General features: G+C 45.0%; 31 protein-coding genes and 1 riboswitch. Of the genes, 2 read left to right on the top strand and 29 right to left on the bottom strand.

The window, feature by feature from the left end:
* Window positions 1-30: 30 nt before the first annotated feature.
* Genes flgD through flgB form a run of 10 tightly spaced genes read right to left on the bottom strand, consistent with a single transcriptional unit; the run spans window position 31 to window position 8,306 of the window.
* Window positions 31-492, bottom strand: coding sequence for a flagellar hook assembly protein FlgD (flgD, locus tag QOZ98_RS17580; protein ID WP_308788585.1), 462 nt, complete (start codon window positions 490-492; stop codon window positions 31-33).
* Window positions 493-508: 16 nt separating this feature from the next.
* Window positions 509-1,864, bottom strand: a complete 1,356-nt coding sequence (locus QOZ98_RS17575; protein ID WP_308788584.1) for a flagellar hook-length control protein FliK — start codon at window positions 1,862-1,864, stop codon at window positions 509-511.
* A gap of 4 nt (window positions 1,865-1,868) precedes the next feature.
* Window positions 1,869-2,354 (bottom strand): flagellar export protein FliJ, encoded by a 486-nt coding sequence (gene fliJ, locus QOZ98_RS17570; protein ID WP_308788583.1) that lies wholly within the window; start codon window positions 2,352-2,354, stop codon window positions 1,869-1,871.
* Entirely contained in the window at window positions 2,341-3,657 is a 1,317-nt protein-coding gene (gene fliI / locus QOZ98_RS17565) for a flagellar protein export ATPase FliI (protein WP_308788582.1), read from the bottom strand. Before fliI ends, fliJ begins: the two co-directional genes overlap by 14 nt.
* The gene (locus QOZ98_RS17560) at window positions 3,638-4,435 is read right to left on the bottom strand and encodes a FliH/SctL family protein (protein WP_308788581.1); all 798 of its coding nucleotides are present in this window, start codon (window positions 4,433-4,435) and stop codon (window positions 3,638-3,640) included. The genes fliI and QOZ98_RS17560 overlap by 20 nt, the downstream gene beginning before the upstream one ends.
* Window positions 4,428-5,441 carry a flagellar motor switch protein FliG gene (gene fliG / locus QOZ98_RS17555; protein WP_308788580.1) on the bottom strand — a complete coding sequence of 338 codons (1,014 nt, stop codon included), beginning with the start codon at window positions 5,439-5,441 and terminating at the stop codon, window positions 4,428-4,430. Before fliG ends, QOZ98_RS17560 begins: the two co-directional genes overlap by 8 nt.
* 11 nt (window positions 5,442-5,452) lie before the next feature.
* Window positions 5,453-7,090: a flagellar basal-body MS-ring/collar protein FliF gene (gene fliF / locus QOZ98_RS17550; RefSeq protein WP_308788579.1), complete on the bottom strand. Its 1,638-nt coding sequence runs from the start codon at window positions 7,088-7,090 to the stop codon at window positions 5,453-5,455.
* Window positions 7,091-7,097: 7 nt separating this feature from the next.
* Complete coding sequence (gene fliE, locus QOZ98_RS17545; RefSeq protein ID WP_308788578.1) at window positions 7,098-7,394, bottom strand: flagellar hook-basal body complex protein FliE; 297 nt, start codon at window positions 7,392-7,394, stop codon at window positions 7,098-7,100.
* Between the two features lie 50 nt (window positions 7,395-7,444).
* Window positions 7,445-7,900, bottom strand: a complete 456-nt coding sequence (gene flgC, locus QOZ98_RS17540; protein ID WP_308788577.1) for a flagellar basal body rod protein FlgC — start codon at window positions 7,898-7,900, stop codon at window positions 7,445-7,447.
* Between the two features lie 4 nt (window positions 7,901-7,904).
* On the bottom strand, window positions 7,905-8,306 hold the full coding sequence (gene flgB / locus QOZ98_RS17535; RefSeq protein ID WP_308788576.1) for a flagellar basal body rod protein FlgB: 402 nt from the start codon (window positions 8,304-8,306) through the stop codon (window positions 7,905-7,907).
* Window positions 8,307-8,385: 79 nt separating this feature from the next.
* A riboswitch (cyclic di-GMP riboswitch) is annotated at window positions 8,386-8,472 on the bottom strand.
* 223 nt (window positions 8,473-8,695) lie between these two features.
* On the opposite strand from flgB, the gene QOZ98_RS17530 reads away from it, so the two are divergent.
* Both QOZ98_RS17530 and QOZ98_RS17525 read left to right on the top strand, forming a co-directional pair.
* The gene (locus tag QOZ98_RS17530) at window positions 8,696-9,532 is read left to right on the top strand and encodes a flagellar hook-basal body protein (RefSeq protein WP_308788575.1); all 837 of its coding nucleotides are present in this window, start codon (window positions 8,696-8,698) and stop codon (window positions 9,530-9,532) included.
* Between the two features lie 14 nt (window positions 9,533-9,546).
* Window positions 9,547-10,389, top strand: a complete 843-nt coding sequence (locus QOZ98_RS17525) for a flagellar hook-basal body protein (RefSeq protein ID WP_308788574.1) — start codon at window positions 9,547-9,549, stop codon at window positions 10,387-10,389.
* Between the two features lie 57 nt (window positions 10,390-10,446).
* Here the strand turns inward: QOZ98_RS17525 and flgL are convergent, their stop codons facing one another.
* The 19 genes from flgL to QOZ98_RS17430 all read right to left on the bottom strand — a co-directional run bounded on the left by flgL (window position 10,447) and on the right by QOZ98_RS17430 (window position 24,815).
* Window positions 10,447-11,328, bottom strand: a complete 882-nt coding sequence (gene flgL / locus QOZ98_RS17520; protein ID WP_308788573.1) for a flagellar hook-associated protein FlgL — start codon at window positions 11,326-11,328, stop codon at window positions 10,447-10,449.
* A gap of 27 nt (window positions 11,329-11,355) precedes the next feature.
* Window positions 11,356-12,624 carry a flagellar hook-associated protein FlgK gene (gene flgK / locus QOZ98_RS17515; protein WP_308788572.1) on the bottom strand — a complete coding sequence of 423 codons (1,269 nt, stop codon included), beginning with the start codon at window positions 12,622-12,624 and terminating at the stop codon, window positions 11,356-11,358.
* Between the two features lie 25 nt (window positions 12,625-12,649).
* Window positions 12,650-13,135 (bottom strand): flagellar protein FlgN, encoded by a 486-nt coding sequence (locus QOZ98_RS17510; RefSeq protein ID WP_308788571.1) that lies wholly within the window; start codon window positions 13,133-13,135, stop codon window positions 12,650-12,652.
* 30 nt (window positions 13,136-13,165) lie between these two features.
* A complete protein-coding gene (gene flgM / locus QOZ98_RS17505; RefSeq protein WP_142827599.1) occupies window positions 13,166-13,435 on the bottom strand; it encodes a flagellar biosynthesis anti-sigma factor FlgM in 270 nt (89 codons plus the stop codon).
* A gap of 33 nt (window positions 13,436-13,468) precedes the next feature.
* Window positions 13,469-13,894, bottom strand: coding sequence for a flagellar protein (locus tag QOZ98_RS17500; RefSeq protein ID WP_308788623.1), 426 nt, complete (start codon window positions 13,892-13,894; stop codon window positions 13,469-13,471).
* 112 nt (window positions 13,895-14,006) lie between these two features.
* Complete coding sequence (locus tag QOZ98_RS17495) at window positions 14,007-14,432, bottom strand: flagellar basal body-associated FliL family protein (protein WP_308788570.1); 426 nt, start codon at window positions 14,430-14,432, stop codon at window positions 14,007-14,009.
* 10 nt (window positions 14,433-14,442) lie between these two features.
* Window positions 14,443-15,207, bottom strand: coding sequence for a flagellar motor protein MotB (motB, locus tag QOZ98_RS17490; RefSeq protein WP_308788569.1), 765 nt, complete (start codon window positions 15,205-15,207; stop codon window positions 14,443-14,445).
* Window positions 15,197-15,994, bottom strand: coding sequence for a flagellar motor stator protein MotA (gene motA / locus QOZ98_RS17485; protein ID WP_142827603.1), 798 nt, complete (start codon window positions 15,992-15,994; stop codon window positions 15,197-15,199). The genes motB and motA overlap by 11 nt, the downstream gene beginning before the upstream one ends.
* Before the next feature lie 283 nt (window positions 15,995-16,277).
* A complete protein-coding gene (gene fliS / locus QOZ98_RS17480) occupies window positions 16,278-16,655 on the bottom strand; it encodes a flagellar export chaperone FliS (RefSeq protein ID WP_308788568.1) in 378 nt (125 codons plus the stop codon).
* Between the two features lie 21 nt (window positions 16,656-16,676).
* Window positions 16,677-17,063: a flagellar protein FliT gene (locus tag QOZ98_RS17475; protein ID WP_308788567.1), complete on the bottom strand. Its 387-nt coding sequence runs from the start codon at window positions 17,061-17,063 to the stop codon at window positions 16,677-16,679.
* On the bottom strand, window positions 17,063-18,565 hold the full coding sequence (fliD, locus tag QOZ98_RS17470; protein ID WP_308788566.1) for a flagellar filament capping protein FliD: 1,503 nt from the start codon (window positions 18,563-18,565) through the stop codon (window positions 17,063-17,065). Before fliD ends, QOZ98_RS17475 begins: the two co-directional genes overlap by 1 nt.
* Window positions 18,566-18,583: 18 nt before the next feature.
* A complete protein-coding gene (flaG, locus tag QOZ98_RS17465; protein ID WP_308788565.1) occupies window positions 18,584-18,928 on the bottom strand; it encodes a flagellar protein FlaG in 345 nt (114 codons plus the stop codon).
* 128 nt (window positions 18,929-19,056) lie between these two features.
* Window positions 19,057-19,746, bottom strand: coding sequence for a glucosaminidase domain-containing protein (locus tag QOZ98_RS17460; RefSeq protein WP_308788564.1), 690 nt, complete (start codon window positions 19,744-19,746; stop codon window positions 19,057-19,059).
* A gap of 204 nt (window positions 19,747-19,950) precedes the next feature.
* The gene (locus tag QOZ98_RS17455) at window positions 19,951-20,127 is read right to left on the bottom strand and encodes a YjfB family protein (protein ID WP_308788563.1); all 177 of its coding nucleotides are present in this window, start codon (window positions 20,125-20,127) and stop codon (window positions 19,951-19,953) included.
* Window positions 20,128-20,556: 429 nt separating this feature from the next.
* Window positions 20,557-20,658 (bottom strand): flagellin, encoded by a 102-nt coding sequence (locus tag QOZ98_RS17450; RefSeq protein ID WP_274624516.1) that lies wholly within the window; start codon window positions 20,656-20,658, stop codon window positions 20,557-20,559.
* 355 nt (window positions 20,659-21,013) lie between these two features.
* A complete protein-coding gene (locus QOZ98_RS17445) occupies window positions 21,014-22,027 on the bottom strand; it encodes a flagellin N-terminal helical domain-containing protein (protein ID WP_308788562.1) in 1,014 nt (337 codons plus the stop codon).
* A 174-nt stretch (window positions 22,028-22,201) separates the two neighbouring features.
* A complete protein-coding gene (gene csrA, locus QOZ98_RS17440) occupies window positions 22,202-22,426 on the bottom strand; it encodes a carbon storage regulator CsrA (protein WP_142827611.1) in 225 nt (74 codons plus the stop codon).
* Between the two features lie 2 nt (window positions 22,427-22,428).
* A complete protein-coding gene (fliW, locus tag QOZ98_RS17435) occupies window positions 22,429-22,884 on the bottom strand; it encodes a flagellar assembly protein FliW (RefSeq protein ID WP_308788561.1) in 456 nt (151 codons plus the stop codon).
* Window positions 22,885-22,991: 107 nt separating this feature from the next.
* Window positions 22,992-24,815, bottom strand: a complete 1,824-nt coding sequence (locus QOZ98_RS17430; RefSeq protein WP_308788560.1) for an adenylate/guanylate cyclase domain-containing protein — start codon at window positions 24,813-24,815, stop codon at window positions 22,992-22,994.
* Between the last annotated feature and the right edge of the window lie 5 nt (window positions 24,816-24,820).

Here is a 24,820-nt window from a genome sequence, read left to right as displayed (position 1 = left end):
TTTCAAGAATCATCTTTTGACCGTAATGGGTCAGACGATTTCTTGGTCAATCGTGGCTGCTGTTTGTTTTTCAATCCGTTGAATCGATTCGATTGGCACTTTTACATCCGAGCCTTCAAGCTCAGCGAGCAACTCGCCGTTCTTGCTGGACAAAGCTTTAACAATTCCTTCACCTGAGCCTGTTTCTGACTCCCATTTAACTGATGTGCCGATTAAGTGTGCATAGTCCGCTAATGAAGAACTTCCCTGATTGCTGACAAACTGCGTCATTGTTTTGTTTAAGTTGGTCAGTTGTTCGAGGCTCGTAAACTGAGCCATCTGCCCAATGAATTCCGTGTCTTTCAATGGTTCCATCGGATCCTGGTGCTTCATTTGAGTGACCAGGATTTTCAAGAAAGCATCTTGCCCGAGTGCATTTGTGGCTTCCGTCTTAGCAGCTGGTGCTGCTGGAGCTGCTGCTGCGGTTCCCGTTGTTGCTGTCGAGATGTTCATCAAAACACCCTCTCTTCTATACTGTGTAATCCACTTTCATCAACTGGCCAACCGAAGGCTGCCGTATAGACGCCTTTTCTTCTTCGGGCTGAAAATAGCCATTTTTGTCTCGGTTGGCTGTTCCATTCTTATGCTGTTGCTGGGAAAATCGCTGTTCGGCATGAGATTGCTGTTGGCTGAAAGGCTGCGGCGAACTTTGCTGCAGCACTTCGATTTTTTCAACAGCTACGCCTTGCTGCACCAACGAAGCTCTGAGTTGATTGAGTTGAAGTTCAAGTGCTTCTTTTGCCATCGGTGTGCTTGCCATAATTTGAGCGGCCAGTTTTCCGTTCACTGATGTGAGAAGAATTTCCAGGTGGCCGAGATGTTCCGGAAAAATATTCACGCGCATTTTCATGCCTTCTGCAGTCTCTGCCATGCGCATCGAACTTTTCAGCATACCGCCCAAATCCTCAAGAAGGTTGGATAGCCGGACAAATGGTGCAGCGGGTGGATTTGCTTCTGTCCGCACTTGGTTGCCAGCAGCTTTTACAGCTTCAGCCGTCACGCTAGTGGTTGGCTGGATAGTCGTCTCTTGAGCCGTTTTGCTGTCAGCTGCCACTTTCGGCGACTGAAGTTCCTCGGCACCCTGAAGTTTTACGGATGGCTGAAGTGCAACTTCTTCTGCTTGTAGAGATGTTCCTTGTGTTTCAACAGGGACTTTCGGAAGTTCTTTGACTGGTTTTAAGGTTTCATTTAGAAACCTGGGAATATCATTTACCGATCTGCCCCCTTCAACCGGTAATTCCTGGCCAATCGACTTTCCTTGTTGAGCAGCTAACGTTGCTTGCTGCTCCTTTTCCAGAAGGCCAATCAACTCATCTAGTTGCTTTGAAATTTGAGGTAAATTGATAAGGTTGATGCTGTTTGTTTGTTCAGCTGCTTCTTTAACTACCGAACTTCCTGTGGATTGTGCAGACGCTATGCTTGAGAGAACTTGCAGCTTCTGCTGGATGTTTTCGAGCAACTCAAGCAGTTTGGCGGAAGCAGCTGTGGATTCTGCTAAACTGCCGCTCGTTTGGCTGGGTGCCGTCACGTTAAGCTGTGCATTTCCCGCCTGAAGCTCCTGCAGTTGAAGAATCGCATATTGAAGTTCCTGCTGTTCAGCCGTTTGTTCTTCAACCGGTATTTCCTGTAGGAGCGCCAACAAAGATTCCAGGTTTTCCAGCACACCTTCTGCCGAGGCTTGTTCTTCACTAGGAAGTTCCGCTTCAGTGGTGCCTAATGAAGTCAGCAAAGAAGCAAACAGAGCCTGATCTTGTTGAGCTGGTACAGCCGCTTTTTTTGCAGTCGGGCTTATGGTTTGTGGAAACGATAGTTTCAAAGCTTCCATCTGCTTAACTTCCTTCCGCTAAACTGTTCGCTTTGGCCAAACGATAAAATCGGGTGCTGGCCATTTCGTCAAAAAAGCTTTGCTCAGCCGCTTTGCTTTCTTCTTTGAAATGGTTCAATTTTTGCTGTTTTAAGTTTTCCCAGGTTTTTTCTTCCTGTGCTTTTTTTTGCAGCAAACCTTGAGATGTCGAGACGTTTTTCTGCAAATACTCCAATTCTCTTTTAGAAGAAAGCGATTGATCCTGCAGCTGGTGAATATAGCTTTCCAGCATTCTCAATTCTGAAATATTGACGCCGCTTTGCTGTTTAGTATTTTTCAATTGCTCGATATCGCTTATTTGGCTTTGAATGGCTTTGTTTCGTTGATGGCCCACTTCGTGCTTTTTGATGGCTTCAGCCATTTGGATCTGCGCAAAGCCCTTTTCATTTTCTTTTAAATCCAATATTTTTTGAAATCGAAAGTTGAATTGTGTCAGTTTAAACGCCCCCAAATTGTGCTGATAGCCGCTCTATACTTTCTTCCAGTTTGGCTTTTTCATAAATGTCCTGCTGCAAGTATTCCTTTATCAGTGGATGCGATCGAATCGCATCATCAATCTCTTTGTTTGCGCCACTCTTGTAAGCTCCGATATTAATAAGGTCTTCTGAAGTTTCGTAAGCTGCAAGCAAACGCTTGAATTCCCGTGCTGCCAGCTGATGTTCTTCTGACACGACTTCGTGCATAACGCGGCTGACGCTGGCCATGACGTTGATCGCTGGGAATTGGCCTTTTTGGGCAATTTTACGGTCCAACACGATATGGCCATCCAAAATTCCGCGCACCGCATCGGCAATCGGTTCATTCATGTCGTCGCCATCCACTAAAACGGTGTAGAAAGCAGTAATGGAACCTTTGCTTGAAGTGCCTGAGCGCTCCAGTAATTTTGGCAAGAGGGCAAAGACGCTCGGTGTGTAGCCTTTACTGGTCGGCGGTTCGCCAACAGCCAAGCCAACTTCGCGCTGCGCCATGGCAAATCGCGTAACCGAGTCCATCATCAGCATGACGTTTTTTCCTTGATCCCGGAAATATTCGGCAATTGCTGTTGCCGTAAGTGCTGCTTTAATGCGCTGCATCGGTGTCTGGTCTGAAGTCGCTGCTACTACTACCGACTTTTTTAACCCTTCAGGACCGAGGTCGCGTTCAATAAAATCCCGAACTTCACGCCCTCGTTCCCCGACTAAAGCGATAACGTTGATATCGGCTTCGGTATTGCGGGCAATCATGCCCATTAAGGTACTTTTTCCGACGCCGCTTCCTGCAAATACGCCAACACGCTGGCCTTGGCCAACGGTCAGCAAACCGTCAATCGCACGGACACCGACTTCAAGGGGCTTATCAATCCGCGGACGTTTTAACGGATTTGGTGGTGCGTTGTTCGTGGAATACTTTTTCAATCCGCGCGGCAATAAACTTTCATCAAGCGGCATTCCTGTTCCATCCAGGATTTTCCCTAAAATGGAGGGACCGACTTTGATTTGAAGCGGCCCGCCTGTTGCGACTACTAAGCATCCCGGACCGACTTGCGATAAGTCCTGCAGCGGCATGAGCATAATCCGATTTTCTCTAAAGCCGACCACTTCCGCTTCAATCGGTGGTTCATTGCGGTTTGGATATAACAGGCAAAGCTCGCCGATTTTCGCATTTGGCCCTCTCGATTCAATCGTCAAGCCGATGACCTGAATCACTTTCCCATGCTTTTGAATCGGTTCGATGTCACTCAGCAATTCCAGATACTCATCTTCCCACAGGTTCATCGTTGGTCTTCTCCTCACAATAAGCGAGCAATTGTTTTTTGATTTCATCCAGCTGATTGTCGACCACGGCGTCGTAAGATCCGCTCGCCGTATGAATCCTGCAGCCGCCTGGCGTCAGATTGGCCACTGGAACCAGTTTCAATTCCGAATCAGCTTTAATGTACGTCTTTAGTTCTTCCAAAAATGGAATGATGGTTGGATAGTCTTCAGCAGAAACCTGCATCGTGACGTCTTCCGATTCCTCTACCTGCTTTAATGCATGCTGTATAATGTGCAGCACCTGCTTTGTGTCCTGGCGGAGTTCATTATGAATAATTTTCTCTGCCACTTTGACACTTAATGATAATAAGAAAGGTTCAGCCTGCTGGATAATTCTTGTTTTTTCGTCGTAAGCCGTTTCCAGCAAGTGAGTCATTTCCAGTCGTTTTTCAACACTGTCCTGCTCAGCTTGCTGGAGGCCTTCTGAAAATCCAGCTTGAAATCCTTGCTGCCGTGCTTCTTGCGCCAGTTTTTCAGCATGCTCTAAAGCTTCATGCTGCTTGTCGTGCCACCATTCACTTATTTCCTGCTGTGCCGTTTGCTGATCGTTTAAAATTTGGTTGTGCAATTGTTCCTGGCGAGTTTCCAACTCAGCAATTTCTTGTAGTAATTGCTGGCGTTGCTGCCTTGGATCCTGTTCCTGATTACTGAAAACAGTTTTTTTAGTCTCAATTTTACGAGTCTGGATAATTTTCTTTTCTTTAGAAAGAGACTGTGGAAGACGAATGATGTTAGACAATCATTTCCTCTCCTTCTCCACGCGCTACGTCAATTTCTCCTTTTTCTTCCATGCTTCGGATCAATCCGACGATATTTGTTTGTGCATTCTCTACATCTTTCAGCTTCACTGGCCCCATAACTTCGATTTCTTCACGAATAGCTTCCGCTCTTCGTGTAGACATATTGCGGTAAATACTGTCTTTGACTTCCTCGCTCGCTACTTTAAGTGCAAATGTCAGATCAGCATCGCTCACTTCACGGACAATTCGCTGAACGGAACGAGTTTCCAGATTGACAATATCTTCGAAGACAAACATACGTTTTTTGATTTCCGCAACCAGTTCCACATTATCTTTTTCGAGTTCGGTCAATATGGATTTTTCTGTACCGCGATCAACATTGCTCAACACGCGAACAATCGCTTCAACACCACCGGTAGCAGTATAATCCTGTGATCCTGTAGCAGTCAGCTTCCGCTCTAAAATCTGCTCTACTTGATGGATGACATCCGGAGAAGTGCTTTCCATCAAGGCGATCCGCCTTGCGACTTCCGCTTGTTTGTCACTCGGCAACTCAGACAAAATCTTCGACGATTGCTTAGCATCCAAATAGGACAGCACCAATGCAATCGTTTGGGCCTGTTCGTGCTGCAGAACATTTAAAATCTGGTTTGGATCGGCTTTTCGAGCAAAACTAAATGGTTTTACTTGAAGCCGGTTTGATAGCCGGTTGATGGTGTCCATCGCCTTATCTTTTCCCAGTGCCTGTTCAAGGATATTTCGGGCGTAAACCAAACCACCTTCATTCATATAATCCTGGGCTAGAATCATTTCGTAAAATTCATTAATGACTCTTTCTGTTTGGCTGTTCTTCAACTGTCGAACGTTGGAAATTTCCATGGTTAATTGATCGATTTCCGGCTCTGTCAGTTGCTTAAATATCTCAATCGAGACTTCAGGTCCTAAACCAACCAATAAGATGGCCACTTTCTGAATCCCTGTCAACTCTTGTATTCCTCTAACCATTGGCCACTCTCCTAGTCATCTGCCATCCATGACCGCAACAATTTAGTAAAGTCTTCAGGTCTTCCTTTGGCAAGCTTTTCAATCGTTTTCCGCTTCGGATTCGATCTGGCACTAAACTCAGACAAATCAACTTCTTCTTCAATATTTACTTGGTTTGACTTGGCTAGCGCCTGTTCAAAACCTCCAAAATCATACTCTTCTTCAAATACTACTTCTTTTTTCTTTCTGCGAAGCAATAGCAATACAATGACGATGATCAGTACCAGCACAACTGCTGCGGCAATGACCAGAAGCAGATTGTTCGGTACGCCGGCGAGGAATGTTTCAGCTTGTTCTTCTTCCTCAATATCCGGACGTCCTTGGAATTCAGTTGCAAAAACAGAAATTCGGTCTTCCAGTTCCACTTCGGTTGCAGCAAATTCATTCATGCTCAATGAAGTACTGACAGCATTCTTCAATAGATTACTGATGTCCGTGACATTTTCCTGTGTTAAACTGGCCGGATTTTCCGGAACTGGCGGCTCTACGCCGACATTGATCGTAATGTCATCAATCACATAAGGGCTCATCTCAATTTGCCGGTTAATCCGGTTGACTTCACTGTTGATCCGCTCTTCCGTACGCTCCGACTCGCTGTTTCCAGCACCATCCAAGCCCGGATAATTGGCGACTTCCGTTTCACCGGTTCCTGCTGGATCTTCCACGACCACGCCTTCGCTCGAATAAGTTTCGACGATGCGTTCCACGCTGATATCCAAGCCTTCATTGTTTTCAACATCGACGGGTTCAACCAATTGCTCTTCCCGCTTTTCTTTCGTGAAATCGATGTTTGTCATAACAGAGACAACCACTTTGTCCTGCCCAAGCAATAAGCCGAGCATTTGCTGCAGCTCACGTTGAATATCCTGCTCGATGCCTTTTTGGATTTCGCGATGCTGCTGGTAGACCGACAGATTGGTATCTGCCACGTTGGCATCCTGCACTTCAAACACTTGGCCGTTTTGGTCCATGATCACTACCTGTTCAGCCGGCAAACTTGGAACTGATTTGCTGATCAAGTGATACAAACCGTTAATCTGCTTTTGATCCAATTGCAGCGTCGAATCGCCTTGGATGACAATAGAAGCTGTAGATGTCTGCTCTTCATCCGTGATCCAAACATTTTCTTTCGGCAGTGTAATCATGACATTCGCTTCTGTTACTCCATCGATTTGTTCAATCAAATACGCCAACTCATTTTGCATGGCGTCCCGTTCCACAACATCAAAATGGCGATCGGTCATTCCGAGCCCCATATTTTCGCTGAATATCCCGTAATTCACATTGCCGTTCTTCGGTATCCCCTCCGCAGCCAGGCTGACTTTCAAATCTGCCAAATGCTCTTCAGGTACGCTGATCGTTTTGCCATCGGCCGATACTTCCACCGGAATAGCCTGTTCTTCAATAGCCGTCTTGATTTCGCCCGCTTCTGCTGCTGCCAGATCAGAATACAACACTGAGAAGTTAGTGCGATTATTGAGAAAAACAAAGACAATAATAATAATTAAGGTAAGAAAAAAGGAACCAATAACAGCCCATTTTGTCACAGGAGAAAAACTGGTCCAAGATTCCTTTAACTTCGTTTTATATACTGAAACCTTCTCTTTCATTTACGCATCATACTTGCATTCTCATTACTTCTTGATACGCTTCAACAACCTTATTGCGGACCTGCATCGTCATCTGCAATGACAAACTGGCCTTTTGCGAAGCAATCATGACTTCGTGTACATCCTGTACTTCTCCTGTCACCAATTGGTTGGTCAATTTATCTGATTCATTTTGCGCTTTGCTCACTTCTTTTAGCGCATCTTTGAATATTTCTCCAAATCCTTCAACTTTGTTTTCAGGCTGCACTTTATCGAACAATTGATTTTGAATAAATGGGGGTTGAATCTGGCCTATTTTTTCCATGGGGGGCCTCCTTGATGTTCTATAGTAGATTGTTCTTAATAATCATCGATTTATTTTCCGATCTCCAAAGCTTTCATATACATGCTTTTTGAAGCATTCAACGCAGTGACGTTCGCTTCATAAGAACGGGTTGCAGACATCAGATCCACCATTTCTTTCAGCGGATCAACATTGGAGGTACGAACATAGCCGTCTTCTCCGGCATCCGGATGTTCCGGATCGTAGGACAGGTTAAAAGGGGCGTCATCTTCTCTGATCTCTGATACTTCGACTCCAGATACAGCTGTGTTCCCTCTATTAATAACTGACTGCAGTTGATTGGCAAACGGTGATCCGCCGCTTTGCGACAATTCCACTGTTTTCCGGCGGTACGGGAGCCATTCCCCATCCACCAGCTCGGCGCGATTTGTATTAGCGTTGGCGATGTTGGCGGATACGACGTCCATGCGCATGCGATTGGCCGTCAATCCGGATGCGCTGATATTAAACCCACTGAATAAACTCATTTTTTTATCTCCCTCCATTAATTACTGAGCTGAGACTGTTGAGCTTGCCGTTGACCCGTTCTGTAACAGCGTTATACCATAACTGGTTTTTTGCAAGCTCGGCCATTTCTACATCCATATCGACATTGTTGCCATTATTATTGTATTTTGTTGAATTGTCGGTAAGGATTTCTGTTTTACCAATTGAAGATTCATTGCTAAATGAGAGGTGGCGTTCGTTAGTTTTGTAGCTGGAGAGACTTTGATTGTTTATTGCGGTATCCAAGGCTGCTTGGAAATCGACTTTTTTGCTTTTGTAATTAGCGGTGTCCACATTGGCGATATTCGCCGAGTGCACTCGCTGCCGCAATGTCGATGCTGAAAGGGCTTGTTCCATGGACTCAAGCGACTTAGGGAATATACTCATCGAAAAACTCCTTTTTTTAACATTTAATAGTTAATAAAAATCCACCTTTAAAAAGGTGGATTTTGGTCAAATCTACCATTTTGATGACTCGGCTGCCTTGTACACTGTGTATTTAGGCCCGTAGTTTTGCGTCTTTACCTTTCGAGTAAGTTTGCCATTTTCATAATGATTTTTTATTATTTTATTGTTAAACTCGTTATTTCGTACTATTTTCTAAAATTAATATCAAAGTGATAGTATCATGTTTCTATAATTTTGTATATTTTTCTTTTTAAAAAAATAAAATGATATATTTTCCATATTAATCAATAAGACTCTATTTTTATTCAAGTGTTAATGTTATGCTACGCGATATCTACCATTATGCTAATAAGAAGGAGAAAAAACCTATGTTTCGTGGATTATACACTGCTACATCAGGGATGATGGCCAATAATAGGAATCAACAAATATTGACAAATAACCTATCAAACGCCAATACTCCAGGATTTAAAGGAGACCAAACCGTCTTACGCGCTTTTCCGGATCAGTTGATTACAGCGATCGAGAACGGAAAAAAAGGTACAATAGCCCCACAAAATATTGGGACTTTAACCACGGGCGTATATGCTCAGGAGGGCATCCCTTCTTTTCTTCAAGGTCCATTAAAAGAAACTGGAAATTTGACCGATTTGGTGCTGCTGGATGAACTACTTCCAACAAATCCTGAAACCCAACAAAAAGGATCGATGGTTTTCGCAGTGGCTGCAGAGAATGACGAAGTGCGCTATACAAAAAACGGATCTTTCACTGTAAACACTGAAGGCTTGCTGACCACCAGCGACGGATTTCCCGTCTTAGGCGAAAACCAGCAGCCGATTCAAGTTGGATCAACAGACTTTACTGTTCAGGAAAATGGCCAAATCACTTTAGCCGATGGCACTCAAGGCGATCGCTTATGGATTGGCTATACGGAAAATCCGGACCAATTTGTAAAACAGGGACAAAATTTGTTGCGCTGGGAAGGCAATCCCGAAACCCCTCCTCAATTTGTTGAAAACGAAGCATTGCTCGAGGGCGCAGGCGGTTTTGTAAAACAAGGATTTATCGAACAATCGAATGTTGATTTGACCCGGACGATGACGGACATGATGACAACTTATCGAGGCTTCGAATCAAATCAAAAAGTTATTCAGGCTTATGATCGCAGCATGGAAAAAGCAGTAAATGAAATCGGGCGCGTCTAGGAGGAAGTTATTAGTTGAACATTCAAATGAACACAGCCAGCAACACCATGGGCGAACTGCAAAAAAAGATCGATTTGATCGGCAATAACATTGCCAATGTAAACACCAATGGCTATAAACGCCAAGAAGCCAGTTTTTCAGACGCCCTCGTGCAATCAATTGAAAAACAAGTCGGTCCGCAAAACGAAGTTGGGCGAATTACGCCTTACGGTTTGCGCATCGGTGCCGGCGCGATTTTGTCACAGACAGCTACCCGCAACGAGCAGGGCTCTATCCGCCAAACAGACCGGCCGCTTGATTTTATGATCCAGGGCGAATCGGCTTACTTCCGAGTTGAGTCTGAAGGCAACGCCTTTTATACAAAAGACGGATCTTTCCAAGTCCAGCCGGTGCCAAACTCAAACCAAGTCAGCTTGGTGACGGCCAACGGGGATGCCGTTCTGGGAGCTGATAATCAGCCGATCGTTTTTGATAATGATTATGACACTCTCCAATTAAATGGAGATGGCGCTTTGGAAGTTTCCTTTAAAGATGCAAATAAACAACCGGCTGAAATCCAAATGGGCATTGCCCAAATAGATCGGCCGGACTCTCTTGAAAAAATAGGCGGCAATCTTTTCCGCCTGACTGGCACTGAAGCTGAACAACTTGCCAATGGCAATCTGCAGTTTATCGATTTAGCTCAACAAAATGACGGAACTATCGCCATCAAACAAGGTGCACTTGAAGCATCCAATGTCGAATTGGCTGATGAAATGACCGAATTGATCGCGACGCAGCGTTTGTTCCAATCACAAGGAAGAGCCATTTCATACGCAGATGACATGATGGGCTTGGTTAATACGATTAAAGGATAATGCAAAAAAGCAGGCGCCCCGCGGGGTGCCTGCTTTTTCATTATCTAATTATTTCACTTATCTTAAAAAGTCCATCAAACTCGGCTGGATTATTTTTGATGATGCAGCAAGGCTCGCCTGGTAGACGCTTTCTTCGCTGGTTAGCTTGATGATCGCTTCTGCATAATCGATGTCTTCGACTTTTGACAACATCGATTTGAGTTCCAGATTGCTATCAAGCAGCCGGTTTTCAACGGCTTCTACACGATTCTGCCGCACTCCGTTTTCAGCACCCACTGTCAACAACCGATCTATTCCTGCATCGATTTTATCCAGATCAATGGAATTCCCAGCTTTTAAATCAGTGGATATACTTTGCAATGTTTTGAAAATATTGTTGTCATCTGCTGCCGTTCCAAACAACTCATCAGGCAGAACACTTGATTGGATCTTGATGCCATCCCCGATCGTGAACGTTTTAGCGATTAGGTCTGCAGAATCAGCTGCAAGGTTTCCTTTTTCAGGAAAAGGAAGTTCGCCTGTTTTTTGGCCGTTGAACAATGATTGGCCATTAACTTTAGCATTTGCCAATTGGCGCATCCGCTCTGTCAATTCTTCTATTTCAGCAGCCATTGCCGTCTGATCCAGCTCCGAATAAGTACCATTGTTGCCTTGAACCGCTAATTCTCGCACCCGCTGCATCGCATCCACCATCGAGTCGATATTTTGACCGGTTTCGTTCATCCACAATTTGGCTTCATTCGAATTCCGTTCGAATTGGGTGTTGGCTGCAAGCGTACTTTTTAAGTTCATCGCTTTGCTGACGCCATTCGGATCATCTGATGGGCGGTGAAGCAATTTGCCACTTGCAACTTGGTTATTGATTTTTTCGAAGCGGCTCAAGTTTTGGTTCATATTGCGTATGGAATTCTGGTTAAGCATCTGTTGCGTGACTCTCATGTTTTTCCCCCCACGTTCCTTCTGCTATCAGTTGCCCATTCGGTTAATGATGGTATCCAACATTTGATCCGTCATTGATACTAACCGTGCTGCCGCATTATATGAATGCTGGTACTTGATCAAGTTAGCCATTTCTTCATCCAGCGAAACACCGGTCACTGACTGTCTGCGATTTTCTGTTGCTTGCAATGTTGCTCCGTGATTCGTAACGGAGTTGATTGCTGCTTGGCTCTGTGCACCAAGCTGGCTAACCAGTTTTCGGAAATCACTTTGCGCTGCTTCAGCTGTTTTTCCCGTGGTAGCCGGTTGCTTTAAAGGACTTGCCTCGTAATTAACTTTTAGCTCAGATAGTTTAAAATCTGCGGCATTTCCGATAAATAAAGCCTGATCTTTACCGCCTACAGCCGCCATACTATTAGCTTGTGCAAAATCACTAACCACTTGGTTTAAGTTTTCCTGATAAGCTGTTGCGGTATCCATCGACTGGCTCAATCCAGCCAACTTGCCACCGTACATTTCATTTTCACCAGTACCGGTTTTGTGATCGACTTCAAAAACTTCTTCACCGCTGACCAGTTGCTGGTTATTTGAAGAGAGGCTGATCGAGTAGCTGCCGTTCGATTTTTCGTCTACTTTAATCGACATCAACGTGGATAGTTCTTCCACAAGCGCATCACGTTTATCTTTCAAATCATTTGACTGGCTGCCATCGCGGACAATGCTTTTATTTAATTCTGCGATTTGTTTCAAATAACCGTTCGCTTCAGCAACTGTTTCTTGTGATTGCTGCGTCAATTCGCTTTTCAAACTGTCCATCGATTTGTTCATCGATTGCGCTACTTCGATAAAGCCTTGTGCACGTTCTTTGACCACAGCTTGTGCAGACAAGCTATCCGGCTCGTTGGCCAAATCCTGCCAAGCGCTATTCAATCCATCCATTGCGCTATTCAACCCGCTGTCGCTTGGTTCGTTAACGATTGTTTCCAATCGGTCCAATGTTGTTTGTTTTGCTTGCCACTGTCCGAGTGTTTCGGAATGATCACGAAATTGCTGATCGAGGAAGCGGTCTCTTACACGGGTGATCGAATCGAGATTAACGCCGGTTCCAAGCTGTCCTGTATTCGCCCCTTGGCCTGTCCAAACGTCCAATGACGGCGAAGCACTTGAGTTTACTTGTTGGCGTGAATAGCCTTTTGTGTTGACGTTGGCAATATTCTGTCCAGTTGTCGCAATGCTTGCCTGACCGACGGATAATCCGCGTTTTCCTAATTCTAATCCGTGAAATGATGAAACCATGGTTTTCCCCGCTCTCTTACAATTCCTAGGCTCTTGTATCGAAAAAGCCTTGATTGTTTGTTTGTGGCTTTTGCTGCACTGCCGGCGATTGATAATTGAAATGCTGCTGTTTCGTTTTTGTTACTTGAGTGATCATATGTTGAACAAAGCTCATCGAGTCTTCCAGGATTTTTTCGTTGACTTTGTTTTTCACCTGCAGCTCAGTTAAAAGCATTTGTAACGTTGTCAATTGTGAGTGGAGCTCTTGTTTTACATCTTCATCTGGAATCTGTTCTGCAAACTGGCTGAATGTCAGGCCAGGATGTTCTTCCAATACGTCGGCTACAAGTTGCTGCCGCTCGTCTTCCAATTGGCCTAGCTGTTTGACCAGCTTCGTTTCTTCTTTCACAAGCTCTGTCAGTTCATCGACTTTTCGCTCGATCAACACCGTCTGCTTGCGTTCGGCGTAACGGATAAGCTGTTTTTGTATGCTGATCAATTCGTCCAGCGTGTTTACTACTAAGTTCAGCATCCGCTATCCTCCTCTTTTAAGAGCTCTACTTTATTTATCGAACCAGAATTGATGAACTTTATCTGCTACCTTGCCCGCATCGACCTGGTATTCACCTGATGACACCTGAGCTTTTAGGAGCTGGATCTTTTCTTGTCTTTCAATATCAACATTGGCATTTTTTTCGAACATCGCCTTCGCCTGGTTTGAAATCTGCAGTTCGTCTTCTTTTTGCAGCGACTTTGTTTTGGCGGCCGGAGCCACCTGCAATTTTTGATAAGCTTGAATAAAGGAAGAACCATTCGTTTTGTCAATATTCATTCCTTCACCGCCCTTTAGTTTAGTTTTGTTCTATTATCGTATTTTCCAATATTGTGCGTTGACCTTTGGCCTTACTCGTTTTCTTCCAGTTTCCTCTAAAAACTTATCGTTTTTCATTGTCGCATCGATTTCCAATGAAAAATCCTTAAAACAGTCATCACACAGGATCTGCCTTTTGATTACTTTACCACAATGCTTGCACGGGTAACCCAAATTTGGGAGATCGTCTGCATAAATGCGCCCGTCGCGAATAAAATCGGCAATTTGTTTGACAGAGACATTTGTGGACAAGCTGACATCTTGAATATTCGCAAAGCGATTGGCTTCGATTTTCAGAAATTCGTTCACTATCTTGAATTCCTCTTCGATTTCCTTGTAGCAGTCCAGGCAATAGTCAGTGTAGTCCTTAAGGAATAATGTACCGCAAATTCGGCAATTATCTAGCTGATTTGCTTTCATATCCACTCACCTGACCTTCTCTATAGATTTATATCGGCAGTTTTGCCAAAATGTTTAGCGGAATTTCAATTTTTTCTGCTTTAAAAGCCAATAGCTTTTACAACACTCTTCTTTACTGCATTTTAAATTCTGTCACCAGAACTCGATCCACTTTTCCTTTTTCAAAAACTTCCGATAAGCGAGCAGCAAGTTCTTCTTCAATCAGTGTAATTCCGCTTTCTCCGATCAATTCATCTTTTGTAAAGCTTGCAACGGTCGCAATTACTGCTGCACGCACTTCAGCAGTACGTTTTTCCGCTTCTTCTTTTGTTTCCGTATTACTTAACAGGATATTGAACTGAACAATCCCGAAGTTTCCTGGCGATGCCAGATTTGTCGTGATCACATCGGTGTCGATGCTCATTTCTGCCAACTCTTCAGCGGTTAGCGGTTTTTCCTCTTCTGCTTCGACATCTTTCTGCACGAAGTAAAATGCGGCACCTACGCCCATAACTACTGCAATAATGACAACACCAATGATTTTCTTTAGTTTTCCCATGGTACACCTCTTAATCGTCAGTTTCTTTTTCATAAGGTGAAATCAGCACTTCGACACGGCGATTTTCCGCTCGACCTTCTGGTGTGTCGTTTGCAGCAATCGGATGGTACTCGCTATAGCCGGATGCACTGAATTTCTGCGGTTCCAAATCCTCGTTTTCAAGAAGCAGTTTCATAAAATTGATGGCACGTGCAGAACTCAATTCCCAGTTTGATGGAAATTCCGTTGTCCCCGTCGGAATATTATCTGTATGTCCTTCGATGAAAATCATGCGCGCCGGATCGGAAACCAGCAAATTTGAAATTTCAGCCGCAATCGTCTGTGAACCGCCGATTATATCTGCACTCCCTGATTCGAATAACACACCTTCTTTGATCGTAATCATTAAGCCTTTTGTCGTCATTTCAGTATTGAGACGAGACGCCAAGCCTTTTTCATCAATATACGCTTCAATTTTCGTCTGGAAATCCTGCAATTCCCGCTGATCTTTCGCAGCAAGAATCTCTTCTGGGCTTTCACCTGACGGCGGATCTTCGCTCAATTCGGCGGTCGGTGACGTGTCGAAGCTCTCAACCGGCGCCTGTTCATCCAGTATGCCGGTACCGCCCTGCAACTCGCTATTGAATGATTCGGCGATGGCGTTGAACTTTTCGGCATCCACTTGGCTGGAAGCGAACAGCACGATAAACAGCGCCAAAAGCAGCGTCAAAATATCGGCATAAGGCAAGAGCCAGGCTTCATCGACATGTTCTTCATGCTTTTTTTTACGCTTCAACTTGAACACCGCTTTCTTCTTGAGATTCAAGCATACGGTCTTTCGCCGGCAAATAAGTCAACAGCTTTTCTTCTACAGTCCGGACTGGCAGCCCTTCCTGAACAGCCAGCAAACCTTCTAGCATAATCATTTTTGTTTTGGCTTCTGCTTCGGATTTCCGTTTCAGCTTGTTGGCAAATGGATGCCATAGTACGTAGCCTGAGAAAATCCCGAACAGGGTCGCGATAAACGCGGCGGATATGGATTTACCAAGCAAAGCCACATCGTCCAAGTGGCCAAGTGCAGCAACCAACCCGATAACGGCACCCAGCACACCCAGTGTAGGTGCGTATGTACCTGCCTGCGCAAAAATTTTCGCCCCTAGTTCATGGCGTTCTTCCATCGCAACAATTTCCTCTTCCATCAAATCACGGATCTGTTCCTGTGACTGGCCGTCAACGACCATCTTCAGGCCGCGCTGTAAAAACGGATCTTCTACTTCTTCCGACTTTTCTTCCAATGCCAGCAAGCCTTCTTTTCGTGCCAGCATGGCCCAGCCTGTGAACATCGGTATCAATTCTTTGATGGAGACTTTTTTTTCTTCTCTGAATATCACTTTAAATAAGCTGGGAATCTTTTTTACTTCGTCCATTGGAAACGCAACGAGGATACAGGCGATGGTTCCGGCAAAAATGATTACCAGCGCCGCTGGATTGTATAATGCGATCGGGCTTGATCCCTTCAGGATCATTCCACCAATCAGCACGACAAATCCCAATATGACTCCTATCCATGATGTCTTATCCACGTTTATACCTCATTTCATTTGCATGTATAGTTTGTACTGAGATTTCAAATATGCTTAATATTCTTATGGATATTGCACAAAACAACTCCGCTTTCCTGCGGGCTTGCGCCGAACTAACTCGGGCTCAACGCCCGAGTGGATTTCGGCACTTCGCTATCCCGCGGGAGTCTCCGTTGTTTTGCTCCATATCCTAGTAGTGGAAATCCCCCCGGAAAGCGTCCGCCTGAAATGATTTCCTCTAGTTATCTTGTAAATTAAATTAATAAAAATCCGTTATATTAGATTAATTCTTTTTCGCTAATGCCATAGCTTCTTTCCAGGTGTTGCGCATATCTGTCATGAGTATTACCACTTCTTCCAGCGCTTCTGTGTCGTTTTTCATGTTGGCGTCCAAGAGGCGTGTGTACATGTATTCGTACATTTGGGCCAGCCCGGCTGACATTTCGATTTTCAGGTCTAATGTGACGCGGAGTTCCTGGACGATGTTTTGGGCTTTGATGATGTTGGTGTTTTTTTCTTCAAATTTTTTATCGGCCAGTGCGCGTTTTGCCATTTTCATGAATTTCAGGCTGCCGTTGTACAGCATCAGGGTCAGTTCCTGGGGTGATGCCGTCATTGCTGAGTTTTGCTGGTAAGTCTGGTAAGGATTGATCGTTGCCATGTGTTCTTTTCCCCCTAGCATTTAGTTCCGTTTGTCGATAAATGAACCTTCAGTGGATACGGTCTGATAAGCGCTGCTGTATTTTTTGGATATTTCTTTTGTCTGGGCAATGCGATTGATTTGTGTAAAAAAGGATTGATGTAAGTCGTTGAGCAAGAAGTGAAGCTGTTGATCGATTTCCTTTACTTGCTCAATGATGGACTGCTCTTCGGCTGTCCACTGGAAGTTTTTTTGCTTCATAAAGGTTTCCAGCTGCTTTATGGATTGCTGGCGGCGTTGGAAGATGGTCTCAAGCGATTCAACGCTGCCTTCTTCATTAGCTTCCATCCGTAAATTGATGTCCTTGGCTTTTTTGTAGAGCTCCTGTGTCTGTTCCAGAAAGGCATACATAATTGTTTTTGAGCTCATTACGCGCCACCAAACATGTTCTGCTGCATCCAGGTGCTTTGGGAGTTCATCTGGCTTAGCGCTTTCTCCATTGCCGTGAACTGCTTCCAGTAGCGGTCTTCTACGCGCGTCAGGCGATCCTGCCAGCGGCTGATCTCGTCGTTCATCTGTTTGATCTTTTTGGAAAGTGTGCTGTTGTCGATGGAGCTTGAAGAGCTGCCCGCTTTTTCGCTGAGGTTTTTGACAACATTGTTTAAGGTGTCGTAGACTCTTGCCCCAACACCGTTTCCTGCAGCATCCCGGGTCGTGAACAGCGCCATTACTTCGTCCGGTTTGTCAGTTAGTGCTGCGCTTAGTTTCGCTTCGTCAATAAACAACTTGCCGCCTTCTGTATACGATCCGGTGTTGATGCCAATCTGCGATAAATGATTGATATTGCCTTCTGCAAGTCCGCCTACGCTGTCCATAAAGGCTCTGCGCAGATCTTGCATGGCAGATTTTAATACCGGGTCGTTGCGAAGCAAACCGCTCCGTGCTTTTTCTTCCCATAATTCAATTTCAGTTTCCGTCAGGTCCTTTTTTTGTTCATCAGACAAAGGTTGGAAATCGGGAAAGCGTTTTTCGACGAGCTGCTTCTGCAGGTTCTCGATTGTTTCGTTGTATTTATCGACAAAGTCTTTAATCATGGCCAGTGGTTTTTCAGGATTGGATTGGACGTCGACGATTTCTTCTGCACCAACCTGCAATAGGTTGACTGTTAACCCGTTAACGGTTGTTTGATTAGTTTTTAAATTTTTAATTTCAATGTCATCAAACATGATGGAACCGTCTGTTGCTCCGGTAGCTGTTACTGTTACGGGAGGTGGGTTTGTCGTTTTGTCATTAATAATCTGTTTAGCCAAAGCTGTATTGTCTGTCCCATCTGCATTTGTAAATTTTAGAGAAAAAGCTTGTTCTGTACCCATACCTTTTGTAGCTATGAAGAACCGAGATGTCGTGCTATCAAAACTGGCTCGTAATGCCGGAACTGATGCTGCCGTTAAATCTTGAAGGTTTTTGGCTATATCTGCATAAGTATCTGTGCTTTTAATATCAATCACAATATCGGTTCCTGAACTGTCAATTGTGATTTTTCCAGCTACACCAATTTGATCTGTTGATCTTACAGCGTCACCTGCCGAATTTGCGATTGCATTTGCGGAGTTCAATTTCGCTCCACTCGCCACACTCGTCACTTGCACTTTATAAGAACCGCCCATGGCATTGGCCGTTGTCGCGACCGTGAAACTGTTTGGAGCGGGCGAGGTGGCGCTATAGGAATTGAATGACGACTGAAGACGCAAATTGCTTGCGCTTGTCCGCAGGTTCGACATTGACAGGTTGGTATCCCGGAACGCTTCCTGCTGCCATTCTGTAAAGGTTTTTTGCTGCATTAATTTATCTAAAGGCATTTTTTGGATCTTCATCATGTCTTTGACGATTGATTCTGTATCCATACCTGATGCTAATCCGCCAACGCGCATAATAAGTTCACTCCATTCTTATCGTTTCTCATCCACGATCAGGCCCGCTAAATCGGCCATTGAGGCATACATATCTAAAAATTTCTTATTGGGAATCTCCCGCAACACTTCATCCGTTTTGGAATCAATTACTTGGACATAATAAACTTCTAGCTTTTCATGCAGCTGGAATTTTACATTTGTTGATGTTGGTTCTAAAAATTCGTTCATGCTGTCTACTTTATTTACGATTGCTTCCTTAGTAATGGGTTGATCGGTATTTTCGTTGTTGTATGGTTCAGGAGTGACTGTCTTCTTGGGAACTGCCGGGTTCGACTCGTTAATTTTTGGAAATTGAATAACAGCTGAGTTTGTTACTTCCATAGTAAAACCACTCCTCGTCTTCTTAAAACTTAAATAGAATCTATATAATAGTTATCGGCAGAAAAGCAGATTTTTTTAGTAAAAAAGCAAAAAAAAATAAGGCAGGTCTGTGAAGCACCTGTCTTAGCTTATGTGAGCTTGGAATAATAGTTGCTGACGCCTTGCGTCCAGTGGTTGTTCAATCCTGTTGGATCATTGGCAGCTCCGACCGGCGCGTATTTCGCTCCGATCTTCGCGATGGTGTCTTTGCCTTCATTCAAATAGTTTTGACGCAGGTTGCGGGCCATATCGAAAATGCTATCTTCCACAGAAGCGTAGCTCCGAAGTCCATTCTTGCCCATCATGCCGGCAACATTGTTTTTGTCATTTACAGCGCGTGATGAGCCATTGCCGGTTTCGTGGATGGCGATGGCTGACAGTAGATTGGGATCCAGGTCGTATTTTTTCCCGGCATTGATAAAGTGGGCGGCCGTTCCTTCCAGCTTGCCTTCCAAGGTACTATCCAGCTTAATAAATTGGGTCGGCCGGAATTTCAAGTCACTTGTATCCGTTGCTGCGGTTGGCACTTCTTGTGTGTTGAGCGGCGGGATCGTCAGGGCTGGGTTATAGGAATTGGTTAACGGTGCCGTGAGCGGCGTAGTCAAAGACGGCAATGCAGCCTGAACACCTGTTTGCGGAGCTGTCCCAGCATTCGTTTGTTCCATACTTTCCATCATGGCATTCATCAGCATCGCAAAAAACGTGCTGGGGCTTGTCGAACTGCCGATGGAACTATTGGCGCTGTCGGTTTGGCCTAAAGCAGGCATCGACTTTGCCATAGTAGCGATCGTATTATATAAAAGAAAATTATTAGAAATCGGACTGGTCAATCGGTTCTCACACCCTTTGCTCGAGTTAATCTTGTTTAGTGTACAAGATAATGATTGAAAAAAGAATAGGATAATTGTGGGAGAGAAAACTATTTTTACAATAAAAAAATAGAAAGCCTATGACCTCTTACAGTCATGGACTTTCTAATTGTTTTATCCTCTAATATCTAAACGGCTTCCGATATGAGGCTGAACAGACTGTTCCAACATCTTTACAACATCCTGGCCATTTGTCTCCGCCTGATCGATCGTTTTTTTCATAATCGATACATTCGCTTCTGTCCGGACATTCATTTGGCTCATTGCCATCGATAACGCAGCGATATCCATTGGATTGCCTCCTTATAAAAAAAGGAGCCCAAAATCAGGCTCCTTTTGACTCTTAAGATTAACGCAGCAATTGTAGTACTTGCTGTGGTGCTTGGTTGGCCTGCTTTGCCGCTATGTCTTTCGAACATAGAATAGACTATATCTTCACCCTCGAATTTGAGGGGCTGGGCACTTCGAACGGCGCTTGCCGCCCTACGGATTTCATCGCCATAGCTTTCGCCTTAGACGGTCTATCCTAGTCGTTGAACCTTCCCCAGAGTTTCCTCACAGGAGCTTGGCTGCTGATTATCCATTGGTGCATCCCCGTCATTTTCAGACCGTCACGCCGACCGTTTCCAGTTACGTTGTGGTTGATGGGGCTTTAGGAAGTTCCAGCAATTCACCCAGTTATACTCTAACCCGTTACCCGGTTAGACGCCCTAGAATCAATTATCTCAACAGTTGTAACACTGATTGAGTCATTTGATTGGATTGAGCCAGCATTGCTTGTGATGCTTGTGCAAGAATCGAGTTCTTTGTTTGTTCCATCATTTCTTTCGCCATCGTGCGAACATTTACTTTCATAAATGACTAGACTATATCTTCACCCTCTAGTGTTAGTAGGGGCCGGGCACTTCGGATCGTTCAGTGGTGATGGCCACTGTGTCACCTACGGATTTCATCACCATAGCTTTCGCCTTAGATGGTCTACCCTAGTCGTTGAACCTTCTCCACTCTTTCGAGACAGGAGCTTGGCTGCTGATTGCCCAATCTTTTATTTTTTCGAACCGTCACGTTTGCCGTTTCCAGCTGCGTTGTGGCAATAAAAGCTATCAGGGGTTTCCAGCAATTCACCCGGTCGTAATCTCTGGCTGTTACCGGCCAGGACGACTGTACCTCTGCTCGCTTACGCGGCTTCGGCATAATCAACGTCGCGGATTCTTGATTCCGCAGCTGTTAGGTTTTCAGAAGATGTGTTCAAGTTGTTGATTGTATGATCTAAACGGTTTTGGCTTGCACCAAGTTTTGAACGTTCAGAAGAAACTGCTTCGATTGCGCTATTGATTGTTGTAATTGCAGTATCAGCTGCTCCTTGTGTAGAAACATCAATACCAATCACTCCACCCTCTCCTATAGCAAGAGCAGTTGATTGAGCTACTACAAGTTCACCAGCACCTGCCGCACCATCGTAATAACCAGCAACTCCAGGTTTTGCTGCTGCTGCTTCTGCTGCTAATGCTGCTTTTTCTAAATCTTGATCTGTAGCATCCGCATCTGCAGCTGTTCTAGCTGCCGTTGCTGCTGCTGCTGTTGCTGTTTCTACCTGGGCTGCTGTTGCAAACTCTGCTGTTGCAGTAGCATCTGCTGCATCAGTGTAAGTAATCTCAGTTGCGCTAGTAGCTACATAATCTGTTCCTACTTTAAGTGCATCTGAACGCATATCACCGATTGAGATAGAAAGGTTTTGACCAGAGTTTGCACCAATTTGGAAAGTAGCTTTAAAATCGCCGTTTAACAAATCCTTAGTATTGAATGCAGTATCGTCACCGATTCTTGTGATTTCAGAAGCCAATTCAGTTACTTCTTTTTGGATTTCGTTACGATCTGTATCTGTGTTTGTATCGTTGGCAGATTGAACTGCTAGTTCACGCATACGCTGAAGAATATCTTGAGTTTCATTCAAAGTACCTTCTGCAGTTTGGATCAATGAGATGCCATCTTGTGCGTTTGTCGAAGCCTGCTCAAGTCCGCGAATCTGTCCGCGCATTTTCTCAGAAATTGTAAGACCTGCTGCATCGTCTTTCGCGCTGTTGATGCGAAGTCCTGATGACAATTTCTCCATGCTGTCCATTTGCGCGCTTTGAGCTGAGCCCATTTGTCTGTGTGTGTTAAGTGCTGCGATATTGTGGTTGATGATCATTGTGTATTACCTCCGTGTAATGTTTTTTTGTTTTTTTGTAAGCGCCCAAATCCTTTTGAACTGCCTTACATAAGTTATATCGGAGGGGTTTAACAAATGTTTAGTGTTTTTTGAAAGTTTTTCTTTTTTATTTTTATCCACGTAAAAAGCCTGCAAGATCTGCAGGCTTCGAGTCTATTTCTTCCGCATGCTCAGGAAGTCGCTCAAATTGATGACGTTCGATGTGGCTTGCTTGTTTTCTTCTTGAATCTCCAGGTACACTTCTTTGCGATGGATGGTCACTTGCTTCGGCGCATTGATGCCGATCCGCACCATATCGCCTTCTATAGAGGTAACCGTGATCTCAATGTCGTCATTAACGATGATTGTTTCACCTTTTTTACGTCCCAGTACTAACATCGTTACACCTGCCTTGCAGCGGTGTCGCCACTGTGGAATAAAGCCTGTTTGATCTGGTAGTCTTTGTTGTTCAAGACAATCTGCATGCCGCTTTGCTTCTTATTGTTGATGACAAGCGGCGCTTTCAAGTTCGTCGTCGCTCCGCTGATATCGCCTTTAACCGTCACAGTCGTCAGCACGATAGCATCTGCCGGTTCTTCCAGCTGCAGCCGCTCCACCATTTGCTCTTCCAGCTTGATGTCGTAATCCTGGAAAAACGTAAATGGATCGACCAAGAAGAAGCTAACTTCCACCGCTTCGACTGACTGCAAGAAAAAGAATGGAGATTCCCCTTCTGCGTCCGCTGGGATTAATACGTACTTCTTATATTCTTCAAATCCTGGAATTCCTTTATCAAACGTAATGACACGTTCTTGCCCCAGGTCCACTTCACCGAATTGTTCTGTTTGAACTTTCATGCCCAACTCCCTTTCCTATAACAAAAAAATGCCTCTTAAGATAAAGATATCTCAACAGGCATTTATTAACAATCAATATTTAATTTGCTCCATCTATTGGAAACCATTCAACCCGCATGCTTCTCAATCACTAAATTCTCTTTTAACCGAATCCGCACCAAATCCACAGTGCCATCGATTCCTTTCAGAACAGCCGAAAACTCTTCCAGCCCTACATCAGCAGACGACAGCAATCCTGCTGACATCGGCTGTGCCAATACGCCGCGGCTGATGATGACGTCGCCCCCTTCGCCCTGCCCCTGGATGCGCGCCGCAATGTTGACGGTCCGCCCAAAATAATCGAGACGGTCGTTGGAATTTACGGCAATGGCCGGTCCACTGTACAAGCCGATCCGCAATACGAGTTCTTCATTGGCCGTACGATTGAATTCTGCCAGGTTTTTCTGGATGGCTAAAGCCGCCTTCAGCCCTTCCTCCGGTTTATGGAAGATCGCCATGACGGCGTCGCCGATTGTTTTCACGACGCTGCCGGAATTTGTTTTGATATGTCCGATCAAAAAATCAAAATGATTTCGCACCTGGCCGTAGGCACTGGAATCGCCGATTGTTTCATACAGTAAGGTCGATCCTTTTAAATCGGTAAACAAGATGGTCACGTGATCGATGCCGATTTTCTGGCCCGGCGACAGCACTTCAGAAGAAAACAAATCCCTGAACTCCTGCATCGCTGTGACCTTAGCAGCCGTTACTGCCTGCTTGTTCCAGTCCGAATGTTCCAAAGCGACGACAATGTCTGCACTGCTGGAGTTTGTAATGACAACGTCATCAGAGCCAGAAACCGAATCCTGAGACCAGCCCAAATCTGAATACAAAAGCTGTATCGCTTCCGCATTTTTATCTACAGCCACTCTGTCGTTTGCTTGAAGCACACGCAAACGCAGGGCATCTTCACCCTTAGGAATCGCAAAGCTCGCGGTTTTGCCTTTTTGGATGACCTGCTGCGCTTTGACGTGCGGCGTAATCATCGGGCCGCCGATGCAATAGACTTCAACATAGGCTTGGCGCACCGTTGGATGGATCGAGAAGTTCAGCTCGACAAATTGATCGAAATTGGCATCGTAGTTCACGCCGCACAAATCGCAATGAAATTCCTGTTCCAGCTCAGACAAAGAGTTATGCTCCACTTTTGAAACGCGACAATTCGGACAGATGACGTTCCAGCTGAGGTTCAGCAAGCCAGCTTTTGTGGCGTACAGCAATACGCGCAAGGTGTCATCCAAATCGGCTTTCCATAACCTGGCAAGATTCACCGGCTCGATTTGGGCAACATCGTGATCGCCTTTTTCAGCCAAATACCGGTGCAACAATTCCACATACTCATTCTTAACAGGGGACTTAACAAGCAGACCCGCCAGCCGATCCAGTTCCGGCAGATTGATTTTGGACGTCACCTGTTTTTGCGGCGCTTCGAAAACAGCTGTTGCCCCAGACGCTAAATAATCGTCCAAATAACGCATAATCTTTTTGATTGCTGGCAATCCGGTTGCCCAAATGGCGGCATATCCCAATGGATTGAGCGGCACAAAATCCGCCGTCAGCTTGACCCGCGTCCCACTCTCTCCGTTGTCGAACAGCTCAACTTTCAATGTGTAATGCTTCATCGGCCCCGAAAGATAGCGGCGTTCAACGGTATAGCTGTCGTTTTCCTGCCACTGGAACGGGAACTCCTGCCACGAAATGGGCACGAGCCCCAGCACTTTGGCATGCGCTTCCCGGTAAAAAACTTCCGCTCCGTCTTGTTTCGCCGGACTGAAGTTGACTGGAAACAGGCCGATATACAAGTTCATGCGGTTATTGTCCGCCAGCAGCTGCCATGCGGTTTTACGGTCCAGAGTATATTCTTTTTCAAGCACGTACGTCTTAGCTTTCATGTTGT

It is taken from the genome of Planomicrobium stackebrandtii, from assembly GCF_030814955.1.
In the GTDB taxonomy this organism is placed as follows: Bacteria; Bacillota; Bacilli; order Bacillales_A; family Planococcaceae; genus Planococcus; species Planococcus stackebrandtii.
Note: the sequence above shows the minus strand (reverse complement) of the source record. Positions and strands in the feature narration are given on the sequence as shown.